16 protein-coding genes and 9 tRNA genes are annotated in these 20,304 nt (G+C 38.5%); 13 read left to right on the top strand and 12 right to left on the bottom strand.

Annotated features, from left to right (window positions below):
- Nucleotides 1–5: 5 nt before the first annotated feature.
- On the bottom strand, nt 6–1,487 hold the full coding sequence (gene proS / locus ABWU87_RS04535; RefSeq protein ID WP_353333667.1) for a proline--tRNA ligase: 1,482 nt from the start codon (nt 1,485–1,487) through the stop codon (nt 6–8).
- Between the two features lie 480 nt (nt 1,488–1,967).
- Between proS and ABWU87_RS04530 the strand changes: the two genes are divergently transcribed.
- Genes ABWU87_RS04530 through uxuA form a run of 3 tightly spaced genes read left to right on the top strand, consistent with a single transcriptional unit; the run spans nt 1,968 to nt 5,079 of the window.
- Nucleotides 1,968–3,029, top strand: coding sequence for a LacI family DNA-binding transcriptional regulator (locus ABWU87_RS04530; RefSeq protein WP_353333665.1), 1,062 nt, complete (start codon nt 1,968–1,970; stop codon nt 3,027–3,029).
- Nucleotides 3,030–3,060: 31 nt separating this feature from the next.
- The gene (locus ABWU87_RS04525) at nt 3,061–3,873 is read left to right on the top strand and encodes an SDR family oxidoreductase (RefSeq protein WP_353333663.1); all 813 of its coding nucleotides are present in this window, start codon (nt 3,061–3,063) and stop codon (nt 3,871–3,873) included.
- Nucleotides 3,874–3,906: 33 nt separating this feature from the next.
- Nucleotides 3,907–5,079, top strand: coding sequence for a mannonate dehydratase (gene uxuA, locus ABWU87_RS04520; RefSeq protein ID WP_353333661.1), 1,173 nt, complete (start codon nt 3,907–3,909; stop codon nt 5,077–5,079).
- Nucleotides 5,080–5,897: 818 nt separating this feature from the next.
- Here uxuA and ABWU87_RS04515 read toward each other — a convergent pair.
- From ABWU87_RS04515 to ABWU87_RS04475, 9 genes are all read right to left on the bottom strand, one after another.
- Nucleotides 5,898–5,970: transfer RNA gene (locus tag ABWU87_RS04515), tRNA-Gly, on the bottom strand.
- A gap of 34 nt (nt 5,971–6,004) precedes the next feature.
- Nucleotides 6,005–6,087 (bottom strand) — tRNA-Leu (locus ABWU87_RS04510).
- Between the two features lie 39 nt (nt 6,088–6,126).
- Nucleotides 6,127–6,199 (bottom strand) — tRNA-Gly (locus tag ABWU87_RS04505).
- A gap of 62 nt (nt 6,200–6,261) precedes the next feature.
- A tRNA-Gly gene (locus tag ABWU87_RS04500) sits at nt 6,262–6,334 on the bottom strand.
- Between the two features lie 29 nt (nt 6,335–6,363).
- Nucleotides 6,364–6,446, bottom strand: a tRNA-Leu gene (locus ABWU87_RS04495).
- A gap of 28 nt (nt 6,447–6,474) precedes the next feature.
- A tRNA-Leu gene (locus ABWU87_RS04490) sits at nt 6,475–6,557 on the bottom strand.
- A 40-nt stretch (nt 6,558–6,597) separates the two neighbouring features.
- A tRNA-Gly gene (locus ABWU87_RS04485) sits at nt 6,598–6,670 on the bottom strand.
- A 91-nt stretch (nt 6,671–6,761) separates the two neighbouring features.
- Nucleotides 6,762–7,904 carry a carboxynorspermidine decarboxylase gene (gene nspC / locus ABWU87_RS04480; protein WP_353333659.1) on the bottom strand — a complete coding sequence of 381 codons (1,143 nt, stop codon included), beginning with the start codon at nt 7,902–7,904 and terminating at the stop codon, nt 6,762–6,764.
- 44 nt (nt 7,905–7,948) lie between these two features.
- Complete coding sequence (locus ABWU87_RS04475; protein ID WP_353333656.1) at nt 7,949–10,270, bottom strand: ATP-dependent helicase; 2,322 nt, start codon at nt 10,268–10,270, stop codon at nt 7,949–7,951.
- Nucleotides 10,271–10,387: 117 nt separating this feature from the next.
- On the opposite strand from ABWU87_RS04475, the gene ABWU87_RS04470 reads away from it, so the two are divergent.
- The 9 genes from ABWU87_RS04470 (at nt 10,388) to ABWU87_RS04430 (ending at nt 16,205) form a co-directional block, all read left to right on the top strand.
- A complete protein-coding gene (locus ABWU87_RS04470; protein WP_353333654.1) occupies nt 10,388–11,008 on the top strand; it encodes a superoxide dismutase in 621 nt (206 codons plus the stop codon).
- Nucleotides 11,009–11,372: 364 nt separating this feature from the next.
- On the top strand, nt 11,373–12,176 hold the full coding sequence (locus ABWU87_RS04465; RefSeq protein ID WP_353333652.1) for an MBL fold metallo-hydrolase: 804 nt from the start codon (nt 11,373–11,375) through the stop codon (nt 12,174–12,176).
- Between the two features lie 94 nt (nt 12,177–12,270).
- Nucleotides 12,271–12,343 (top strand) — tRNA-Lys (locus ABWU87_RS04460).
- 25 nt (nt 12,344–12,368) lie between these two features.
- Nucleotides 12,369–12,441 (top strand) — tRNA-Lys (locus ABWU87_RS04455).
- Between the two features lie 295 nt (nt 12,442–12,736).
- On the top strand, nt 12,737–13,960 hold the full coding sequence (gene fucP, locus ABWU87_RS04450) for an L-fucose:H+ symporter permease (protein WP_353333650.1): 1,224 nt from the start codon (nt 12,737–12,739) through the stop codon (nt 13,958–13,960).
- A 56-nt stretch (nt 13,961–14,016) separates the two neighbouring features.
- Complete coding sequence (locus tag ABWU87_RS04445; protein ID WP_353333648.1) at nt 14,017–14,445, top strand: DoxX family protein; 429 nt, start codon at nt 14,017–14,019, stop codon at nt 14,443–14,445.
- Nucleotides 14,446–14,528: 83 nt separating this feature from the next.
- Nucleotides 14,529–15,077 carry a DUF3332 domain-containing protein gene (locus ABWU87_RS04440; RefSeq protein WP_353333646.1) on the top strand — a complete coding sequence of 183 codons (549 nt, stop codon included), beginning with the start codon at nt 14,529–14,531 and terminating at the stop codon, nt 15,075–15,077.
- Nucleotides 15,078–15,222: 145 nt separating this feature from the next.
- Nucleotides 15,223–15,642: a hypothetical protein gene (locus tag ABWU87_RS04435; protein ID WP_353333644.1), complete on the top strand. Its 420-nt coding sequence runs from the start codon at nt 15,223–15,225 to the stop codon at nt 15,640–15,642.
- Nucleotides 15,618–16,205, top strand: a complete 588-nt coding sequence (locus tag ABWU87_RS04430; protein ID WP_353333642.1) for a YiiX/YebB-like N1pC/P60 family cysteine hydrolase — start codon at nt 15,618–15,620, stop codon at nt 16,203–16,205. Before ABWU87_RS04435 ends, ABWU87_RS04430 begins: the two co-directional genes overlap by 25 nt.
- Here the strand turns inward: ABWU87_RS04430 and ABWU87_RS04425 are convergent.
- On the bottom strand, nt 16,202–18,523 hold the full coding sequence (locus tag ABWU87_RS04425; RefSeq protein WP_353333640.1) for a BamA/TamA family outer membrane protein: 2,322 nt from the start codon (nt 18,521–18,523) through the stop codon (nt 16,202–16,204). The genes ABWU87_RS04430 and ABWU87_RS04425 overlap by 4 nt on opposite strands.
- A 99-nt stretch (nt 18,524–18,622) precedes the next feature.
- Between ABWU87_RS04425 and ABWU87_RS04420 the strand changes: the two genes are divergently transcribed.
- On the top strand, nt 18,623–19,378 hold the full coding sequence (locus ABWU87_RS04420; protein WP_353333638.1) for an RNA methyltransferase: 756 nt from the start codon (nt 18,623–18,625) through the stop codon (nt 19,376–19,378).
- A gap of 122 nt (nt 19,379–19,500) precedes the next feature.
- On the opposite strand, the gene ABWU87_RS04415 is transcribed toward ABWU87_RS04420, so the two are convergent.
- Nucleotides 19,501–20,301, bottom strand: a complete 801-nt coding sequence (locus ABWU87_RS04415) for a DUF4738 domain-containing protein (protein ID WP_353333636.1) — start codon at nt 20,299–20,301, stop codon at nt 19,501–19,503.
- Between the last annotated feature and the right edge of the window lie 3 nt (nt 20,302–20,304).

Raw genomic sequence — 20,304 nt, 5'->3', positions numbered from 1 at the left:
TCAGATTAATATGAGCGTGCAAAAACTACTCTGCAAGCTGAAGGTTTACCAGTTACCATACACTTTCCAGGTGTTTTGTCACCATCCAATGGTATACAACGAATAGTTGCCTTGGTTTCTTCCTTAATCAGCTCTTCAGTTTCGGTTGTTCCATCCCAATGAGCCAGAATAAATCCTCCTTCTTCAATTTTTTCCTTGAATTCTTCGTATGTATCAACCGTAATGGTATGAGCTTCACGGAAATCATATGCTTTTTTGAAGATATTTGCCTGGATTGCATCCAACAAATCTTTCACGTAAGTTTCAATGTTATCGCACGTTACAGTCTCCTTGCTCAAAGTATCACGACGCATCACTTCTACTGTGTTGTTTTCCAAATCGCGTGCACCCATAACCAGGCGAACCGGAACACCTCTTAGTTCGTAGTCGGCAAATTTGAATCCCGGACGCTTATTGTCTGCATTGTCATATTTAACGGAGATACCCAGCGCTTTCAGTTTCGCAGTAATGCCCGCTACTTTGTCGTTGATTGCATTCAGTTGTTCCTCATTTTTGTAGATAGGAATAATAACAACTTGGAACGGAGCAAGTTTCGGAGGGAGTACTAAACCGTTATCGTCTGAGTGAGTCATAATCAATGCACCCATCAATCGTGTGGAAACGCCCCATGAAGTAGCCCATACGTACTCCATTTCGTTGTTTTTGTTAACGAATTGTACGTCAAATGCTTTGGCGAAATTCTGTCCAAGGAAGTGGGATGTTCCGGATTGAAGGGCTTTTCCATCCTGCATCATAGCTTCGATGGTGTAAGTGTCCAAAGCACCGGCAAAACGTTCGTTGGCAGATTTAACCCCTTTCACAACCGGTACAGCCATAAAGTTTTCGGCAAAGTCGGCATAAACATTCAGCATTTTCTTTGCTTCTTCTTCAGCTTCTTCGCGAGTAGCATGAGCTGTGTGTCCTTCTTGCCACAAAAATTCGGCAGTACGGAGGAACAGACGAGTACGCATTTCCCAACGGAATACGTTTGCCCATTGGTTGCAAAGAATAGGTAGATCGCGGTAAGACTGAATCCAGTTTTTATATGTGTTCCAGATAATCGTTTCAGAAGTAGGACGAATAACGAATTCCTCTTCCAGTCGGGCAGCAGGATCAACCACTACACCCGAACCATCAGCTGCATTCTTCAATCTGTAATGTGTAACCACGGCGCACTCTTTCGCGAAACCTTCAACGTGTTCTGCTTCACGACTTAAGAATGATTTAGGGATTAATAAAGGGAAATAAGCATTTACGTGCCCGGTTTCCTTAAACATGTCATCCAGTTGACGTTGTATCTTTTCCCAGATTGCGTATCCATAAGGCTTGATTACCATACATCCGCGTACAGCCGATGCTTCAGCCAAATCAGCTTTAACTACCAAATCGTTGTACCATTGCGAATAATTATCGCTGCGTTTGGTAAGTTCTTTTAGTTCCTTTGCCATTATACTATAATTTTGATTTTATTTTCGCTTTTCAAAACGCAAAAGTAATCATTTTCGATTAAGTAGTTAAATTTTCATCGAATTAATTGTACTTTTCAGACGGTATATTGTAGAATCAGAAAGGAATTTAGCTTATCTCCTACTCTGGCTCTCATCTTGATTGTTTGATATTTAACAAAACAATAATTCTCGTAGATTAAATATTACTTACAGGGTAAAATTATTTTTTCAGTTATTTATGGTGTAATATGTATGCATGGATATGTTTAATATGATATATATCGTTCGTTTTACATTATAAAATATGTTTAATAACACATTGTAAAATAAACAATGCCGTGAAAACAGTCGTTATCGGTTGTATTTCAACTATTTAGATAAATAACTAAAATAATGTGTGCGCACACACGTATTGTTCAATTGAAACATAAATTCTATATTTGTGCGAAATTACTGAATTATGTCTCAAAAATAGATAGAATGAAAGAGTTTGAAAATATAAGAATTAAGGATATAGCAGAGATGGCAGGAGTTTCTGTGGGAACTGTTGACAGAGTGCTTCATAATCGCGGCCGGGTATCAGAAGAAAATCTGAAGAAGATTAACGATGTACTGAAACAGGTTAATTATCATCCAAATATGATTGCCCGTTCTCTGGCATCAAAAAAACAATATACTATAGTTGTCATTATTCCCTCTTTTGAGCCAGGGGAATACTGGGAAAGCATATCTAAAGGAATAGATAAAGCCGGCAATGAATTCGAAGATTATGGCGTGTACATCCGAAAATTATATTTTGACCAATACGACAATAGATCATTAGATAAAGCTGTCGAGTCTCTTTTCGATAATAATTTTGATGCAGTACTGATAGCTTCTCTTTTCAATGAATCGGTGATTAACATATCCCGAAAACTGGATGAGATGAATATACCGTATAATTATATTGACTCTAACATACAAGAACAGAATAAGTTAGCCTATTTTGGAACAGATTCATTCAATAGCGGAGCCATTGGGGCTAAAATACTGCTAACTACTATAGGAAATAAAGCGGATATTCTCGTTGCACGAATGATTAATAGCGGTGATCTCTATTCAAATCAATGTATAAAAAGAGAAGCAGGATTCAATGAATTCCTGAAAAAGGTAGAATATAGCGGAAAAGTTTACTATGTAGATTTGAAGATTGGTTGCGCTGAATATAATTATAATGCTCTCGATCAGTTCTTTAACGGTAATAACAAAATAAAAGGTGTGATTATCTTTAATTCAAAATGCCATGAAATTGCCAGTTATATGAAAGCAAAAAATATTCATGGTATTGCTCTTGTTGGATATGACGTGATTGAAAAAAACGCTATAGCGCTTAAGGAAGGAATAATCAGTGCTTTAATTGCACAACGGCCACAACTCCAAGGCTATAGAGGTGTAAAGTCATTGTGCGAATATCTGATACTAAAAAAGACTCCATCAAAAGAGAATTACATGCCAATTGATATTCTTATTAAGGAGAATGTTGATTACTACAATGGACAATAATAAATTAAGTTTGAATTTAAATATTACACGAATGAAAGATTTATTCAATATTTTAGACAGAGTAATCGTTGTCACCGGCGGATATGGTGTTTTAGGTAAAGGAATCTCTATTTATCTTGCTCAACAAGGTGCAAAAGTGGTAATCCTGGGAAGAGACCAGGAAGCTGGTAATAAGCTTGTTGGTGAAATTAAGAATAAGGGTGGTCAAGCCATGTTTACCCAAGGGGATGTTACAGATAAAGAGATGCTGGAAAAATGCAAAAAACAGATAATGGACAAGTATGGTAAAATTGATGTATTGATCAATGCTGCTGGTGGAAATATGCCTGGAGCCACTATTTCTCCCGATAAAACCATCTTCGACCTGGATACAGATGCCATGAAAAAAGTGGTAGATCTGAATTTATTCGGAACGGTACTCCCCACTATTGTTTTTGCATCTGAAATGGCGAAACAGAATAATGGTGTGATCCTGAATTTCTCGTCAGAATCTTCACTGCGTCCGCTAACAAGAGTAGCAGGATATGGGGTGGCAAAAGCTGCGATAAACAATTTTACTCAATATATGGCAGGCGAGTTGGCAATTAAGTTCGGGAACGGAATTCGTATGAATGCTGTTGCTCCGGGATTCTTTCTGACCACTCAGAATGAAGCTTTATTGATAAACCAGGATGGTTCTTTTTCTGACAGGGCAAAAACAATTCTGGCTCATACACCGTTTAATCGATTTGGAGTACCTGAAGATTTATATGGAACCATTCATTACCTGATTAGTGATGCTTCTAAATTTGTGACAGGAACCGTTGCAGTAGTCGATGGTGGATTCAATGCTTTTTCCATTTAACAGGCTTCAATAAACTCAATAAATTTATTTAGTATGTATCTATGTGAACAAACATGGCGTTGGTACGGACCAAACGATCCTGTATCATTATGGGATATCAAGCAGGCAGGTGCCACAGGTGTAGTAAACGCGTTGCACCACATTCCCAATGGAGAGGTGTGGACTGTAGAAGAAATTGTAAAACGCAAGGAACTGATTGAATCTGTAGGTCTGAAATGGTCTGTTGTTGAGAGTGTTCCTGTGCACGAACACATAAAAACCCAAACCGGGGAATTTCAAAAATATATCGATAATTATAAAGAATCTATCCGTAATTTAAGTAAATGCGGAATTAAGATTATTACTTATAATTTTATGCCGGTATTAGACTGGACACGCACTGATTTAGCTTATACAATGCCCGATGGTTCGAAAGCGCTTCGCTTTGAAAAGGCAGCATTCGTGGCATTCGATCTTTTCATGCTTAAACGTCCCGGAGCTGAAAATGATTATTCGGAAGAAGAGAAGGTTAAGGCTAAGGCTCGTTTCGATGGCATGAGTGATGAAGACAAACATATTCTGGAGCGCAATATTATTGCCGGCTTACCCGGTTCGGAGGAAAGTTTTACTTTACAGCAATTTCAGGAGGCTTTAGACCGATATAAAGATATCGATGCAGATAAACTCCGCGAAAACCTGATTTATTTTTTAAGAGAAATAACTCCTGTGGCCGATGAAGTCGGAGTGTCGCTCGTGATTCATCCGGATGATCCTCCCCACTCTATTCTTGGATTGCCGCGTATCCTGAGCACAGCCGATGATTTCCAGAAACTGATTGATGCCGTTCCAAATCCATCGAACGGACTTTGTCTCTGCACAGGTTCATTTGGTGTATGTCGGCACAATGATCTTGTAGGAATTATGAAGCGATTCGAAGAGCGCATCAACTTTGTACATTTCCGTAGTACTCAACGTGATGCAGAAGGAAATTTCTTTGAAGCAAATCACCTTGAAGGAGATGTGGACATGTATCATGTAATGAAAGCCTTGCTGGAACTAGAGCAAAAAAGACAGGTTTCAATTCCGATGCGTCCTGACCACGGTCATCAAATGATTGACGACTTGAAGAAAAAAACAAATCCGGGATACTCGTGTATCGGCCGACTTAGAGGATTAGCCGAATTAAGAGGGCTGGAAATGGGGATTGCTAAATCGTTATACGAATAATTCTCCGGCTAATCTTCTTTCCCCATAGAAAGAATTTTATAAAGTCACGCAAGTCGCGCAAATCACGCAGAAAGCTTGCAACTAACTGTATGTCAAATATATACAGGTGCGTGACTTTCCTTAAAAAACCGCGTGACTTAAAAAAAGTCACGCACTGCCACTCTCCGACCGATAATTTATTCCTGTTTTACGGTAATAATTTGCTTAAAATATCTGTCTATCAGTTGTTTAATCTAAATTAATAGCTTAAACTTGATATTTAATGCTGATATTTTTGTCTGTCCATCCGGGTGTACGCTACCTGTACACCCGGATGGAGGGCAATGGTATACCCGGGTGTACGAGATGGGTAGACTCGGATAGAGGAAGAATTATATATCCATAATTTCTAAAAGCAATGGTCATGTCTGAATATCCGGTTTGTCAGAAAATGAATTCTTCTCCACTTGTTATGAATTGCAGTAGTACATTGTCGACAGAAATTGGCGGCCTGTTATTTGAGCATCATGAGTTCTAGGACACCCTTAAAATGGCTATTTGAGAGCTTTGATCAGCATCAATTGAGTGTTTTTGGTATTTTGAGTGCTGCGTGACTTATGTAATAAATTGTGTTGCTCACGCAGAAGTCACGCACTTGCATTGCCTTGATAATCAATATTATAAACTGTTTTTGCGTGACTTGCGCGACTGCGTGACTTTATTTTTTCATTTATATGGGAGAAGATAATATAAAGTGCTTTTTTTATTGAATAAACAGTGTTTTCGGCGGAAGAATAAAAAAGTCCGGAGGAGTTACCACCAGACTTATGCCTTTTTTGAGCGAAAGACGGGATTCGAACCCGCGACCCTAACCTTGGCAAGGTTATGCTCTACCAACTGAGCTACTTTCGCGATTGATATGAAATAAAGTTCAGCGTCTTTGCTGTGCCCAGAACAAGACTCGAACTTGCACGTCATTGCTAACACTAGTACCTGAAACTAGCGCGTCTACCATTCCGCCACCTGGGCATTTAAACAACCGATGTTGCCTGAGACGCTAAACTCCTGAGCGAAAAACGGGGCTCGAACCCGCGACCCCAACCTTGGGAAGGTTGTGCTCTACCAACTGAGCTACTTTCGCAAAATTATTCTTTTAAAACAAGAAAGACCTAAACGTGATGTCCAGGCCTGCTGCTTTTTTTGAGCGAAAGACGGGATTCGAACCCGCGACCCTAACCTTGGCAAGGTTATGCTCTACCAACTGAGCTACTTTCGCAATAAAAATTTCAATATGTCACTTTAATGTGAAGAGAAGGAGACTCGAACTCCCACGACAAACTGTCACTACCCCCTCAAAGTAGCGCGTCTACCAATTCCGCCACCTCTCCAGCATTTAAAAGTTTTGCGTCTTCGCAGTGCCCAGAACAAGACTCGAACTTGCACGTCATTGCTAACACTAGTACCTGAAACTAGCGCGTCTACCATTCCGCCACCTGGGCATTTAACGACTATTTGTCGCTTGAGACGCTAAACTTTTTGAGCGAAAGACGGGATTCGAACCCGCGACCCTAACCTTGGCAAGGTTATGCTCTACCAACTGAGCTACTTTCGCGATTGCGGTTGCAAAAGTACGGCTTTTTTCCAATTCTCCAAACTTTTTGCCTACTTTTTTCGATAAATAAATTGCAACCTTAAGCAACCCATTAGCACATTCTATCGCGGTAATCCTCGTAACAGAAAGTCCTATAAAGGATTAACTCTCCTTTACAACTCCATAGTGCAATACCTGGATGTTGTATTCCATTGAACATATTTGTTTTCACCATTGTGTAATGAATCATATCTTCGAAGATGATTCTTTCTCCAATCTGCAATTCATGATCAAAACTCCAGTTACCCATGTAATCTCCGCTCAGGCAGCTATTGCCCCCTAAACGATAAACATGTTTCCCCTGGATCGCTTCGGAAATAGCTCCACGTACAACTGGCTGATATGGCATTTCAAGACAATCGGGCATGTGGCAGGTGAAGCTCACATCAAGAATGGCGGTTTTAATGCCTCGGTTCTCGACAATATCAACCACTGTAGAGGCCAGTACGCCTGTCTGCCATGTAAAAGCTGACCCAGGCTCCAGAATAATATGCAAATGCGGATAGCGGGCTTTAAAATCAGTCAGGATTTTAATCAGATGCTCCGTATCATAATCTTTATGCGTCATCAGGTGTCCCCCACCCAGATTCAACCATTTGATTTGTGGAAACCAAGGACTGAATCGGGCTTCAATGTGAGTCAGTGTCTTTTCCAGGTCGAATGAGTTTGATTCGCAATGTGTATGACAATGGAATCCCTCTAATCCTGCAGGTAAGATTTCGGGCAACAAATCGGCTGTCACACCAAATCGTGTGCCTGGTGCGCAAGGATTATAAAGTTCGGTTTCCACTTCCGAATATTCAGGATTAATGCGGATTCCACAGGATATTTTTTCTTCTGTTTGCTCTATATATGGATAAAAACGTTCGTACTGACTGAATGAGTTGAACGAAATATGGCTGCTACACTTCATGATTGTCGGAAAATCAGCTTCCGTATAGGCCGGCGAGTAAGTATGCGCCTTGCTTCCCATTTCTTCGTATGCCAATCTGGCTTCGTATAGGGAACTTGCAGTCGAACAGTTGATGTATTCGCGAAATATTGGAAATGATTTCCACATAGCGAATGATTTAAAGGCAAGAATTATCTCTACGCCTGCTCTTTCACCAACGCTTTTTATGGTACTCAGGTTTTTCCTCAGCAATTCCTCTTCCATCACATAACAGGGTGATGGTACTTTACTAAAGTCAATCATTAATTTATATATTCTTAGTTATATTATTATTAATCAGTTAAATATCAGGAAATAACAGTAAAGCGTGCAAATTTCAGCAGAAGCTGTTTCTCGCCTGCATTCTGGAATTTCACCGTTGCTTTCAGGTTTTCTCCACTGCCTTCCACTTTCAACACCTCGCCAATTCCAAATCTTTCATGTTCAATATGCTGGCCCGATTGCAAGGCGGTAACAGAAGTTCCGGTTGATGGTTTGGCTTGTATATTCTCTACTTTAGTCAGATTTCGTGGACCAACAACCTTTGCAAAGGTCTGTTTCGGCTTTTCTCTTTCCGAACCAAATAGAGAAGGCGTTTGCTGTTTGTTTTGAGGACTCTTAAATCTTGAGAAGGGCTCTTCTTTTTGTCTGGTGATCCCCAATTCGCGTGGCATTTGCAGGAATGAAGGGTCAATGTCACTCAGAAAACGGCTTGGATTTGCAAACTCCATCTTCCCATATTTGAATCGCATCTTTGCATATGAAAGAAAACAATGCTCTTCCGCCCTTGTAATGGCAACATAGAACAGACGACGCTCCTCCTCCATAGCTCTGGGCGAATCGCCCGACATCATACTTGGAAAGAGATTCTCTTCCATTCCGACAACAAACACATTGCGGAATTCCAATCCCTTTGCCGAGTGGATGGTCATCAGTGTAATCTTAGCTTCGTCACCTGATTTGTCATTGTCCTGGTCGGATAACAAAGATACTTCCGAAAGGAAATCGCTTAGCGAGATATTTTCGTTGCCTTCCTCCTCTCGCATGGCGCAGAAATCATGAATACCGCTGGCCAACTCTTCTAGATTCTCCTGTCGGCTCATGTTTTCGGGCGTACGGTCCATCATGATTTCACTCATGATGCCCGCCTCCTTAATGACAGAAGTTGCCATTTCGTATGCATTTCTTTCGGGTAATACACGGATAAAGTTCTCTATCAGCTCCTTAAACCCTTGTAACTTTGTATGTGTGCCTTTATTGATGTTCACGCCAAACTCCAACGGACTGCACAACGCATCCCATAAGCTGACTGAATGAGTGTTTGCCGCTTCAACTAGTTTACCCACGGTAGTTTCACCAATTCCTCTTGCCGGATAGTTGATGATCCGCTTGAATGCCTCTTCGTCATTGGGATTCACAATCAGACGGAAGTAGGCTATCACATCCTTTATCTCCTTACGCTGGTAAAAAGATAGTCCTCCGTATATTTTATAAGGCAAATTGCGTTTGCGCAAAGCCTCTTCAAAAATACGAGACTGGGCATTGGTGCGGTAAAGAATGGCAAAATCATCATAACTATAATGCTGCGACATGCGCAACTCGGTTATCTTATTGGTAACAATGTCACCTTCTTCCACATCCGAATAGGCCTGGAACACTTCGATTGGCTCACCATGCGATTTTTCGGAAAATACCTCTTTTCGAATCTGTTCAAGGTTTTTTTCTATCAAACTGTTTGCCGCACGGACAATTGTCTTTGTGGAACGATAATTCTGTTCCAGTTTAAACACCTTTGCATTCTGATACAATTTGGTGAATTTCAAGATATTGTCAATGTTAGCTCCTCGGAAAGAATAGATGCTCTGTGCATCGTCACCAACCACACAGACCTTCTGATGCTCTTTCGATAGCTGAAGCACAATGCTGTGTTGTGCAAAGTTGGTATCCTGATACTCATCAACCAGGATATATTTAAACTGCTGCTGATACTTCCTTAGTATAGCCGGAAAATCCCTGAATAATAGAAACGTATAAAAGAGCAGGTCGTCAAAGTCCATTGCACCGGCCTGTCGGCATCTGTCCCAGTATCTTCGATATATATCACTGATGGCCGGCATTTTGCAGGCATTATCATGTTCCCTCAATTCACGGTTTACAGCGTATGCGTCGGGTGACACCAGGTGATTCTTGGCATTTGAAATCTGTCCCTGAACCGATCCAGGCTTATACGCCTTCTCATCCAACTGCATCTCTTTAATAATGGAGCGGATAAGACTCTTGGAGTCGCTGGTATCATAAATGGTAAAGTTGGATGTGAATCCTATTGAATCGGCTTCCGCTCTGAGAATTCTTGAGAAGACAGAGTGAAAAGTTCCCATCCAGAGATAGCGTGCTCTCTCCTCGCCCACCTGCTTCGCAATACGCTCCTTCATCTCTCTTGCCGCTTTATTGGTAAAAGTCAAAGCAAGAATAGACCAGGGCTCGTATCCTGATTCCAGCAAATAAGCTATTTTGTAAGTCAGCACCCGCGTCTTTCCAGAGCCTGCACCGGCGATGACCAATGAAGGACCTTCGTTATAAAGCACTGCAGCTCGCTGACTATCATTTAGTTCATCTAAGTATTTTGTCATTTTTCTGATAGTTCGTTCAAACTTAGTCTGCAAAGATAAATAAAGTTTGAGTGATATTGAACAAAAAGAATCGACCTTCTGTTATTATAGAGAAGTTTTATTAATAACTTTGTAAAAATGGAAACATTATTATTATCTTTAATATTTACTATTATGACGTACGACATGCCAAAACTCCCGTATTCAAACAATGCGTTAGAACCAATCATTAGTGAACAAACAATTAATTTTCACTACGGGAAACATTTACAAACTTATGTAACTAACCTGAATAATCTTGTTCCTGGAACAGAATATGAGGGAAAGTCAGTTGAAGATATTGTTGCTACCGCTCCTGACGGACCAATATTTAATAATGCCGGACAGGTGTTGAACCATACACTTTATTTCCTTCAGTTTACAGGGACTCCTAAGAGGCATGAGCCATCAGGAAAACTGGCTGAAGCCATAAATAAAGAGTGGGGAAATTTCGAGAACTTCAAAAAAGAGTTTACTGCTGCATCAGTAAGTCTTTTTGGTTCGGGTTGGGCATGGCTTTCAATTGATTCAGCAGGGAAACTGCATATCACGAAAGAGCCCAATGGAAGTAATCCGCTAAGAAACGGGTTGAAACCTCTTTTGGGTTTTGATGTGTGGGAACATTCTTATTATTTGGATTATCAGAACAGACGTGCTGACCATATAGCTGCTCTCTGGAGCATAATAGACTGGAATGTTGTTGAAAAAAGGGTTGATTAAGATTAGTTTTTTGAGGTAACAAAAGGGGGCTGCTTATAACAAAGCAGCCCCTTTTATTTATGGGTTGTATAGCTGTTAAAGCACTTACAATATAATTTAATGCAGCCACAGATAGTTAGGTATAAATGGAACGACATATATTTTCTGAAGAGGCATTCTTTGCATTGTATAACATCTTTTATGCCAGGTGATTAGTGCTAATCATGTTTGAAAACTGTTTTACGAGGATAAAATAGATTCGGAGAGGAATGTATTAGTATATCACAAAAAGAAGGGACGTTAATGTATTGTTCTTATCCTTTTTTGTACATTTGCAAACATTTCACTATATATTGGGTGAAATTTACGAGTTGATTTATATAAGATGAAAATAAAATTTATAAGCCTGGCAAGTGGCAGCAGCGGAAACTGTTATTATTTAGGCACTGATAAAAATGGAATTTTAATTGATGCAGGAATTGGTATTCGCACTATGAAGAAAAACTTCAAAGAGTTTAATCTCTCTTTGAGTACAATTAGTGCAGTATTCGTAACTCACGATCATGCCGACCATATCAAATCAGTCGGACATCTTGGCGAAAAATACAATATACCGGTTTATTCAACCAAAGAGATACATGAAGGTATCAACAAGAGTTATTGCATGACAGAAAAACTCTCTTCATCAGTTCACTATATAAAAAAAGAAGAACCTGTTACAATTGGAGATTTTAAAATATCTGCCTTTGAAGTACCCCATGATGGAACTGATAATGTAGGTTATTGTATAGAAGTGGATAATAAAATATTCTCTTTTCTAACTGACCTTGGCCATATTACGGATACAGCAGCACACTATATCTGTAAAGCTAATTATCTGATAATGGAAGCAAACTACGACCTTGAAATGCTTAAGATGGGGCCATATCCTCAATATCTGAAAGAAAGGATTGCCGGCCCAAACGGACATATGAGCAATACTGATACAGCAAATTTTCTGGCAGATAACATGAACGAAAATCTGAAATATATCTGGTTATGTCACTTGAGCAAAGACAATAATCATCCAGAGTTGGCGTATAAAACTGTAGAATGGAAATTGAAGAGCAAAGGTGTAATTGTTGGTAAAGACGTGCAACTTGCTGCATTAAAGCGAACTAGCCCTTCTGAGTTTTACGAGTTCGAATAAAATTAAAAAAACCAGAAAGAAAAACAGGCAGATTATTTGGCAAAATAAAATAAATGGCCTACCTTTGCAACCGCAAATAAGAAAAAAATAAAACGCACTCTTAGCTCAGCTGGTAGAGCAATTGACTCTTAATCAATGGGTCCAGGGTTCGAGTCCCTGAGGGTGTACTTTTTTCTTGATAGTTGCTATTAAGCACTCTTAGCTCAGCTGGTAGAGCAATTGACTCTTAATCAATGGGTCCAGGGTTCGAGTCCCTGAGGGTGTACTAGGAAGATATAACAATCTTCCTTTTTTTTTGCTAGTACTTTTTGGATAATTATTACACAAACAAGACGATTTTATAATTCAAGAAAAACTCCTGATTCTTGAATTTGCTTTTTTAATCAGTTATTTGAGCAGAAAAAACCAAAAATTATGCTGAATAGCATAATTTTCAAGTTAATCAATCTTAGAAAATTAATTGATTTTAAAATTAATCATTCATTCTTTGTAAAATCAAAAAATAGTAGCGACTTTTGAGGGCTTATTTCTAACTGTATAATACAAACACACAAAATCACATGAAAAACAAAAAATCAATCTTCAGTGGTCCGGAAGGAAAATCATATCTGATACCTTTTGTACTTGTAACCAGTTTATTTTTGCTTTGGGGATTCGCTCACGGTTTGCTTGATGTTCTGAATAAACATTTTCAAGGAACATTCCATATGAGTAAAGCGGTATCTGGACTAGTACAATTTTCAACTTATATAGCATATTTTATTATGGCTGTTCCAGCCGGATTATTTATGAAAAAGTACGGATATAAATGGGGTATTATCCTCGGGCTTTTTCTGTTTGCCTTAGGAGCCTTTTCTTTTATTCCAGCTGCTTATGTGCATTCTGCCGTTCCATTTTTAATAGCCCTGTTTGTTATTGCATGTGGTCTTTGTATTCTTGAAACTGCGGCAAACCCCTACTCTACAGTACTCGGACCGAAAGAGTCCAGTGCACAACGTATTAATCTATCGCAATCCTTTAACGGACTGGGCTGGGTTCTTGGTCCACTGATTGGAGGAGCGCTTATTTTCGGAGCAGATGAGAAAGATAATTTTGCTTTGACATTACCATATATCCTAGTGGGATCGGTTGTTGTGATCGTTGCCATTCTCTTCTTATTGATAAAATTGCCAGATATCAATGAGGAGAGCGATGAAGAAAAAATGGAAGATATTGCAACTCCTGGCCATCATCGTTCCATTTGGCATCACAAACATTTTGTACTGGCAGTAGTTGCCCAATTTTTATATGTTGCATCTCAGGTTGGTATTTTTGCATTCTTTATTAACTACGTTATGGAGCTAGACCCGCATCTCACCAAGCAGGCAGCATCTAAAATGCTTTCGTTGGGAGGTATGGCATCATTCATGATTGGTCGTTTATCAGGTAGCTTTTTAATGAAATGGGCTGCTCCGAATAAATTGCTGGCTTTATATGCTTTTATCAATGCAGTATGTATGGCATTAGTAATGATGTCTTTGGATGGACTATCATTGGGGGCTCTTTATTGTTCTTTCTTCTTCATGTCGATTATGTTTCCAACAATTTTTGCTCTCGGATTAAGAGATATGGGTACAGAGACCAAGAAAGCATCTTCATATATTGTAATGGGAGTTGCAGGTGGAGCCTTTAGTCCTATGTTAATGGGGCTTATCGGTGGGTCTAATATGGCAATAGGATTCGTTGTTCCATTTATCGGATTTGCTTATATTTTATTTTATGCATTAAAAGGGTATAAAATGTAATGAACCATATATCATGTTATTTGTTTTTAGGTTAATTAACCATTAATTCAAATAACATGATATATAATTTATTATTTCCTTCAAAACCTGTTAGTAATGCTACTTCCTTCCTTATACTGACAGTACGGATAATTTTTGGAGTCTTATTCTTGCTTCATGGCTGGCAGAAATTATCTATGTTTGACACTTTAGTGACTGCATTTCCTGATCCATTAGGTGTTGGAAGTCGGATCTCCCTGATGCTGGCAATTTTTGCTGAATTATTCTGTTCAATTGGTGTTATTTTAGGATTTCTATATCGATTGGCATTAATTCCAATGATTTTTACCATGTGTATCGCATTCTTTATAATACATGGTACTGACACACTTTCAACTAAAGAACTCGCATTAGTTTATCTTGTGATATTTGTAATTATGTTCATTGCTGGTCCGGGTAAGTATGCAATTGACCGGCTCTTCTTCATAAGAAGTAGAAAATATTGAGACAAGTTGATTAATTTTAAACTAAAAAGTATATATTTGTCTTGTTTTCAATTTAAAATAAGTATAAACATAAAATTAGAACAATGAAAAGAAGTAAAAAGACACTGGCTATTGCAATGATTTTAAGCGGCAGCGTTATGTTTAGCTCATGCGTTGGATCATTTTCCCTATTCAATAAACTTGTTACATGGAATCAGAATGTGGGCGATAAATTTACAAATGAGGTTGTATTTCTTGCCCTAAATATTGTTCCGGTATATGGAGTATGTTATCTTGCGGACGCTTTGGTTATTAACTCAATTGAATTTTGGTCTGGTTCTAATCCAGTAGCTAAAGTTGGCGAGGTGAAGAAAATTAAAGGAAAGAATGGCGATTATAGGGTAGAAACATTGAAGAATGGCTATTCAATTTCTAAGGATGGAAAAAGCATGGAATTGCTATTCAATGAAGAATCTCAGGTATGGAGTGTTGTTTCTGAAGGTGTTAGCACAGAGCTAATGAAAATGAAGAATGACGGAACTGCTCAGCTTTACTTACCGAACGGTGGCTCAATGGATGTTAAACTTGATGCTAAAGGATTAGTTGCTGCACGTCAGTCGCTTATGGATAATGCCTTTTTTGCTGCTAGATAATCTATAAAAAATATAATGAAAGATGGAGTCGGTTTGCCGGTTCCATCTTTCTGTTTATTAACAGTTTGGTTATTTTTATTATTCACATAATATTTATAGATTTGTATGATTCTTACAGTAAAAGAAATTAATAAATGACTCTACTATGAAAATGCCTAATAAAATATTGTTGTTGTTTTTTGTTTTAATAATGATTTCATGCAATCACACCCCTCAAAATAAAGCTGCACAGACTGCTTTGAACTTTTATAAAGCAATGTACAGTTTAAAACTGACTGAAGCAAAGCAATATTGCACACCTGAAGCTACGAAACTTGTGGACTTTATCGCCTCAAACATTAAAGAAACCGATTTTATAAAATTGAAAGAGGCAGGGGATCCTGAAATTTCTGTAGTTGAAAGCAATATAAATCCAGGAGATTCGACTGCAACTGTCAAACTTAAAGTTTCCAATTATATTCAGCTTAATCTACTCACAGGAAAGTCCACTATCGAAAAAGAGAAGGAGGATGAGGTTGATTTAGTGAAAATTAATGATAAATGGCTTGTAGATCTCCACAAATAATAAGGCTGATATTATCTATAGGATTTTCTTTGTTAGCGGCGAGTTGCAATCACTCCTCCTCGTGTAAAATAGATTGTAGCCAATTTCGTGAAGGAGATATCATACTTCGTAAAGGCCGTGGTTTAATAAGTGACCTGATAGTTTCTTCGCTTAAAGATACACTTCCCTATTCGCATTGTGGAATTCTTGTTTCGGAAAAAAATGAATGGAAAGTTATTCATTCCATTGCACGTGAGTTATCTGATGCTGATGGGGTTCAGATATGCTCACTTAATAGATTTCTGGCAGATTGTGACAGACAATGTTATATGATAGTAAGAAGTAGATCTGCCACGGCAGGATTACAGATTGCAAAAGCAGCCAGATATTACGTTGGCCAAAATATCCCCTTTGATTATCAATTTAATTTGGCTGATAGTTCCGCATTCTATTGTTCTGAGCTTCCTATTCATATCTTGAAATATCACTGCAAAATACCTATAAATTACAGTGATAAACGCATTCCTTTCTCGTTATTTACAGATACAACCTATTTCAGAGTAATTACAACCCATAGGGATTAGAACGGATATCCCACTGCGAAGTGGAAAGTGAAGTCTCTTCCAAAGTTAGGATTCAAGAATGGATACCGATCTTTTCCGCTTGAATATGCCGGATTCAATGCTTTCATACCTCCATCAAAACGCAGTACAAAATAATCGAAATCAAGTCGGAGACCTAGTCCATAAGCCATTGCAATCTCTTTATAAAATCTATTCAGACGGAAAGATCCACCAGGTTGTGTTTCGTAATTTCTAATGGTCCAGATGTTTCCGGCATCAACAAAAGCCGCTCCTTGTAATTTCCAAAACAACTTACTGCGATATTCCATGCTGAGATCTAGTTTGATGTCGCCCGATTGATTCATAAAATCGATATTGTTGTCCACACCTTTATAACTACCCGGGCCAAGTGTTCTAACTGCCCATCCACGAACGCTGTTGGCTCCTCCTGAGAAATATCTTTTCTCGAGAGGAAGAACAGTGCTGTTTCCATAAGGATAAGCTATACCTACTGCTGCGTGGAAAGCAAGCGAATTTCTTTTATCGATTTCCACGTTCTTGGCAAAATCCAAATCTCCTTTAATGTATTGCGCATAAGCAATATTAAGGATGGAGTAATCGCCATTACTTGTTTTTTGTTGCTTTATTAATTTCGAAATGCCATATAATACGTTTCCTGCAGATTCAAAGTTAATCCGGACGGAATATGAATTTGAAGCCGTTGTGTTATTTTGCATGACTCCACCAATGCTATTGAAATAGTAATTGTATCCGCTGCGCACAATCAGATGATTGTCGTAGTTATATTTAAATATCGAATTGGCACTATTGAGGTAATCTTCTTTAAATCGGGTAGATATCCAAGGAAGATAGATATAACTAATATCAAGCAAATCGAAGCGATGCTGCACTTTCTGCTTCTGTCTTGCCCATTTGTAGCTCCAGGATGTAGATGCAATGGTACGTGAGTATTCGGGCCGTAACTGGAAACTGTATTTTAATCCGAACTCGGTTGTGGCACGAATATTTCTTGTAAATTCATCTGATAGAAAAGGAAACATAAACCTTGGAAAATTAATGCTTGATTCAATGCCGTATTCCGTATAGTTATCGTTGTTTCCGTAGTAATTCTGTAACCCCGAAATCGCTTCGTATGCACCTCTGAGCTTAATCATAAATGACTCGGAACCTTTAAAAAGATTTCTGTGTTGGAACGAGACTGATGCAGCTGCACCCAAATCGCCGGCTGTATTGGTTCCTTCGAGCTCAAAAGCCACCGATTTATGCTTGCTTTTGGTTAAAAGTACATAGCAGTTTAGCAATCCGCTATCGGCACGCTGAATATCAAAAAAACGAATATTGGTGTATTTTAAAGCTGATAAACGGCCAAAAGAAGAATAAGTATTTTGCACTGAGCGCTCATTATACAAATGGTTGGGCTGAATGAAATTATTATCAGCCAGAATTTTAGGACGGAGATATAGTTTATCCTTATAATATATTGGGAAGCCTTTATAATGAATTGAATCGTTAATCTCAATGCTGCTTAATGCTGATGACTGAAGAACATCATATTCGGTAATGAAACTCACTTTATTTATTTTATACTGGCAATGTTCTTTAGGTTCATCTTGTGGAGTTGCCTGATAAAGATTCAGATGCATTGTTAGATCCACCTGATAAGTATTGCGTACAGTATCTGCAGTAAAAGTGATATATTCCTTGTTAAACTTGTAATATCCCTTGTTCGCAAGCAGATTTACTATGCGCTGACGTTCGGCATCAAGTACATTGATATCAAACATCATACCTTTGCTTAGTTTTGTAGCTGCAGAATCTTCTTTCAATATCGCATTAATCTTACTGTCTTTGATATCGAGTTTAAGATTCCTTACGATATAAGGCTTACCGGGAGAAACAATATAGGTCAGTTTCAGCTTTTTCTTGGAGATTTTCTTCTCCGATTTTACTGATGCTCCCATATATCCAATATTATTCAATGCTTTTTTCAACTCTTGCTGAGATCGCAAATTGAGTGATTCATCATAAATAACCGGTGCATCTCCCAGTCTTCGCCACATGCGATTGATCCATTTTGATGTATCTCTGCCTGAAAGATTGTATGTGTAAAGAGGGATTTTTATCAGACTAAACCATTTAGAATTGGGATTCTGGCGGACATAACTTTTCAGGGAACCGGTTTTTACCTCTTTTTGATTTGAAATAACATTAACTTCGTCTAACAGATACGAGCCGTCAGGCACATATTTTGTCAGTGAGCAAGAAGCCAACACCAGTAATCCGAAGGAAAATATATAAATTCGGGAGTTTCTTTTCATATAAATACGTCTAACTTCAAATATTGGACTTACAAATATAGCTTTATTAAAAATATCTTTTTAGCTTTGCTTCAAAATAATTCATTTATAAAGGCTGAATTGATGATTAGCAAGAATAAAATTAAATACATTCATTCGTTAGAACTTAAAAAAAACCGCAAACAAGAAAACGTTTTTGTGGCCGAAGGACATAAGCTGGTAGGTGATTTACTGGGTGTGTTTCCATGCAAATTTTTAGCAGCTACTCAGGAATGGTGGACAGAACACCCTCATGCAGAGGCTGACGAAAAGTGTATTGTTACACAGGAAGAGTTATCAAAGGCCAGTTTTTTGAAAACTCCTCAAAGTGTGTTGGCTATTTTCGAACAAGATAATTCTCCAACTGATATATCTGTAATTCAACAGTCTCTCTGTCTGGCTCTTGATGATGTTCAGGATCCGGGTAATTTGGGTACGATTATTCGGTTGGCCGATTGGTTTGGGATAGAACATATATTCTGTTCGCCCAACACGGCCGATGTATATAATCCGAAGGCTGTTCAGGCAACTATGGGAGGAATAGCCCGCGTAAAATTGCATTATGGGTCATTGACAGAACTAATTGGTCAACTAAAAAATATACCTGTATACGGAACATTCCTGAATGGAACGAATATTTACTCAGAAGTCCTTTCAGAAAATGGATTGATCGTTATGGGAAATGAGGGAAAAGGGATTAGTGCAGAGGTGGAGAATTTGATAAATCGAAGACTTTATATTCCTAATTATCCGCAGAGCAGACAAACTTCCGAATCACTGAACGTTGCTATTGCCACTTCGGTTGTATGCGCGGAATTCCGTCGCCGTATGCAGTAAAAACATCGAGATGAATTTATAATCTCTTGTACAAAAGAAAACAATCTTTTGTACAAAACAATTCATTCTTTCGTACAGAAGAATGAATTGTTTTGTACAGGAAAACCTGATTGTATAACCAATTATTGAGCAATCTTAATGGAGAGTTTCCCATCAAAGCTCACAACCAGATTAACCAGGTTGCAGACTGAGCTTTCCGGAATGCCGACTGTTGCCTGATAACGGAAGCCAACTTTACTTACCCCATAGAATCGCATATCAGCCAATATAGCATTTTTAAGAAAATCTTCCTTTATCACATCCGAGAACATGTCCTTGGTTATATCGTGACCATAAATCATTTTCTTACCCTCGTACACACAAATGTGCATCACATTGTCGTAATAAACATTATCTATGCTCATTCCATCGTCGGTATAAGAGGTTTTCACCACTTTAATTTTTGAAGGATTTACGTATACATAAGCACGGTAACGCTTGCCTTCGTACATTACAACAGAGTCTCGTTTTGTAACTTCTGTATAAGTAGGGATCACCTCTGTACTTCTTCTGCCCATTATGCGAAGAGAGTCGCTTGGATCTTCAGACTTATGCAGCTTGACAATATTGTCCGAGAGTGAGTGAAACCAGAACAAGTGTTCAGCTTGTTTATCTATTTTATAGCGCATTACTTCATTCCCATAGGTGTAGAAAGTATCTTTCTTGATTTTAAAATAGACCGATGCATTTTCTGCATCTGGGTAATAAATTGTATCACCTTGCACCTTGAAAAGAATTTCATCGCTCTCATCATCCAGCCATATACCTTGAAGCATTTTTTTTGCTTTCAAATCCTCCTGGCCATCATTTAAAGCCGCTTTCTGACCTTTATTGCATGCAACAAGTCCCAGAAGAAGGAGTAAAAATACGGCGTATTTCTTCATTAA

The organism is Bacteroides sedimenti (assembly GCF_040365225.1).
Classification (GTDB): Bacteria; Bacteroidota; Bacteroidia; order Bacteroidales; family Bacteroidaceae; genus Bacteroides; species Bacteroides sedimenti.
The sequence above is the reverse complement of the archived record's forward strand: the minus strand, read 5'-3'. Positions and strand labels throughout refer to the sequence as shown.

Coding starts and splice junctions, on each gene's coding strand:
- proS (WP_353333667.1), bottom strand. CDS start 1,487: ATGGCAAAGGAACTAAAAGAACTTACCAAACGCAGCGATAATTATTCG.
- ABWU87_RS04530 (WP_353333665.1), top strand. CDS start 1,968: ATGAAAGAGTTTGAAAATATAAGAATTAAGGATATAGCAGAGATGGCA.
- ABWU87_RS04525 (WP_353333663.1), top strand. CDS start 3,061: ATGAAAGATTTATTCAATATTTTAGACAGAGTAATCGTTGTCACCGGC.
- uxuA (WP_353333661.1), top strand. CDS start 3,907: ATGTATCTATGTGAACAAACATGGCGTTGGTACGGACCAAACGATCCT.
- nspC (WP_353333659.1), bottom strand. CDS start 7,904: ATGATTGACTTTAGTAAAGTACCATCACCCTGTTATGTGATGGAAGAG.
- ABWU87_RS04475 (WP_353333656.1), bottom strand. CDS start 10,270: ATGACAAAATACTTAGATGAACTAAATGATAGTCAGCGAGCTGCAGTG.
- ABWU87_RS04470 (WP_353333654.1), top strand. CDS start 10,388: ATGGAAACATTATTATTATCTTTAATATTTACTATTATGACGTACGAC.
- ABWU87_RS04465 (WP_353333652.1), top strand. CDS start 11,373: ATGAAAATAAAATTTATAAGCCTGGCAAGTGGCAGCAGCGGAAACTGT.
- fucP (WP_353333650.1), top strand. CDS start 12,737: ATGAAAAACAAAAAATCAATCTTCAGTGGTCCGGAAGGAAAATCATAT.
- ABWU87_RS04445 (WP_353333648.1), top strand. CDS start 14,017: ATGATATATAATTTATTATTTCCTTCAAAACCTGTTAGTAATGCTACT.
- ABWU87_RS04440 (WP_353333646.1), top strand. CDS start 14,529: ATGAAAAGAAGTAAAAAGACACTGGCTATTGCAATGATTTTAAGCGGC.
- ABWU87_RS04435 (WP_353333644.1), top strand. CDS start 15,223: ATGAAAATGCCTAATAAAATATTGTTGTTGTTTTTTGTTTTAATAATG.
- ABWU87_RS04430 (WP_353333642.1), top strand. CDS start 15,618: ATGGCTTGTAGATCTCCACAAATAATAAGGCTGATATTATCTATAGGA.
- ABWU87_RS04425 (WP_353333640.1), bottom strand. CDS start 18,523: ATGAAAAGAAACTCCCGAATTTATATATTTTCCTTCGGATTACTGGTG.
- ABWU87_RS04415 (WP_353333636.1), bottom strand. CDS start 20,301: ATGAAGAAATACGCCGTATTTTTACTCCTTCTTCTGGGACTTGTTGCA.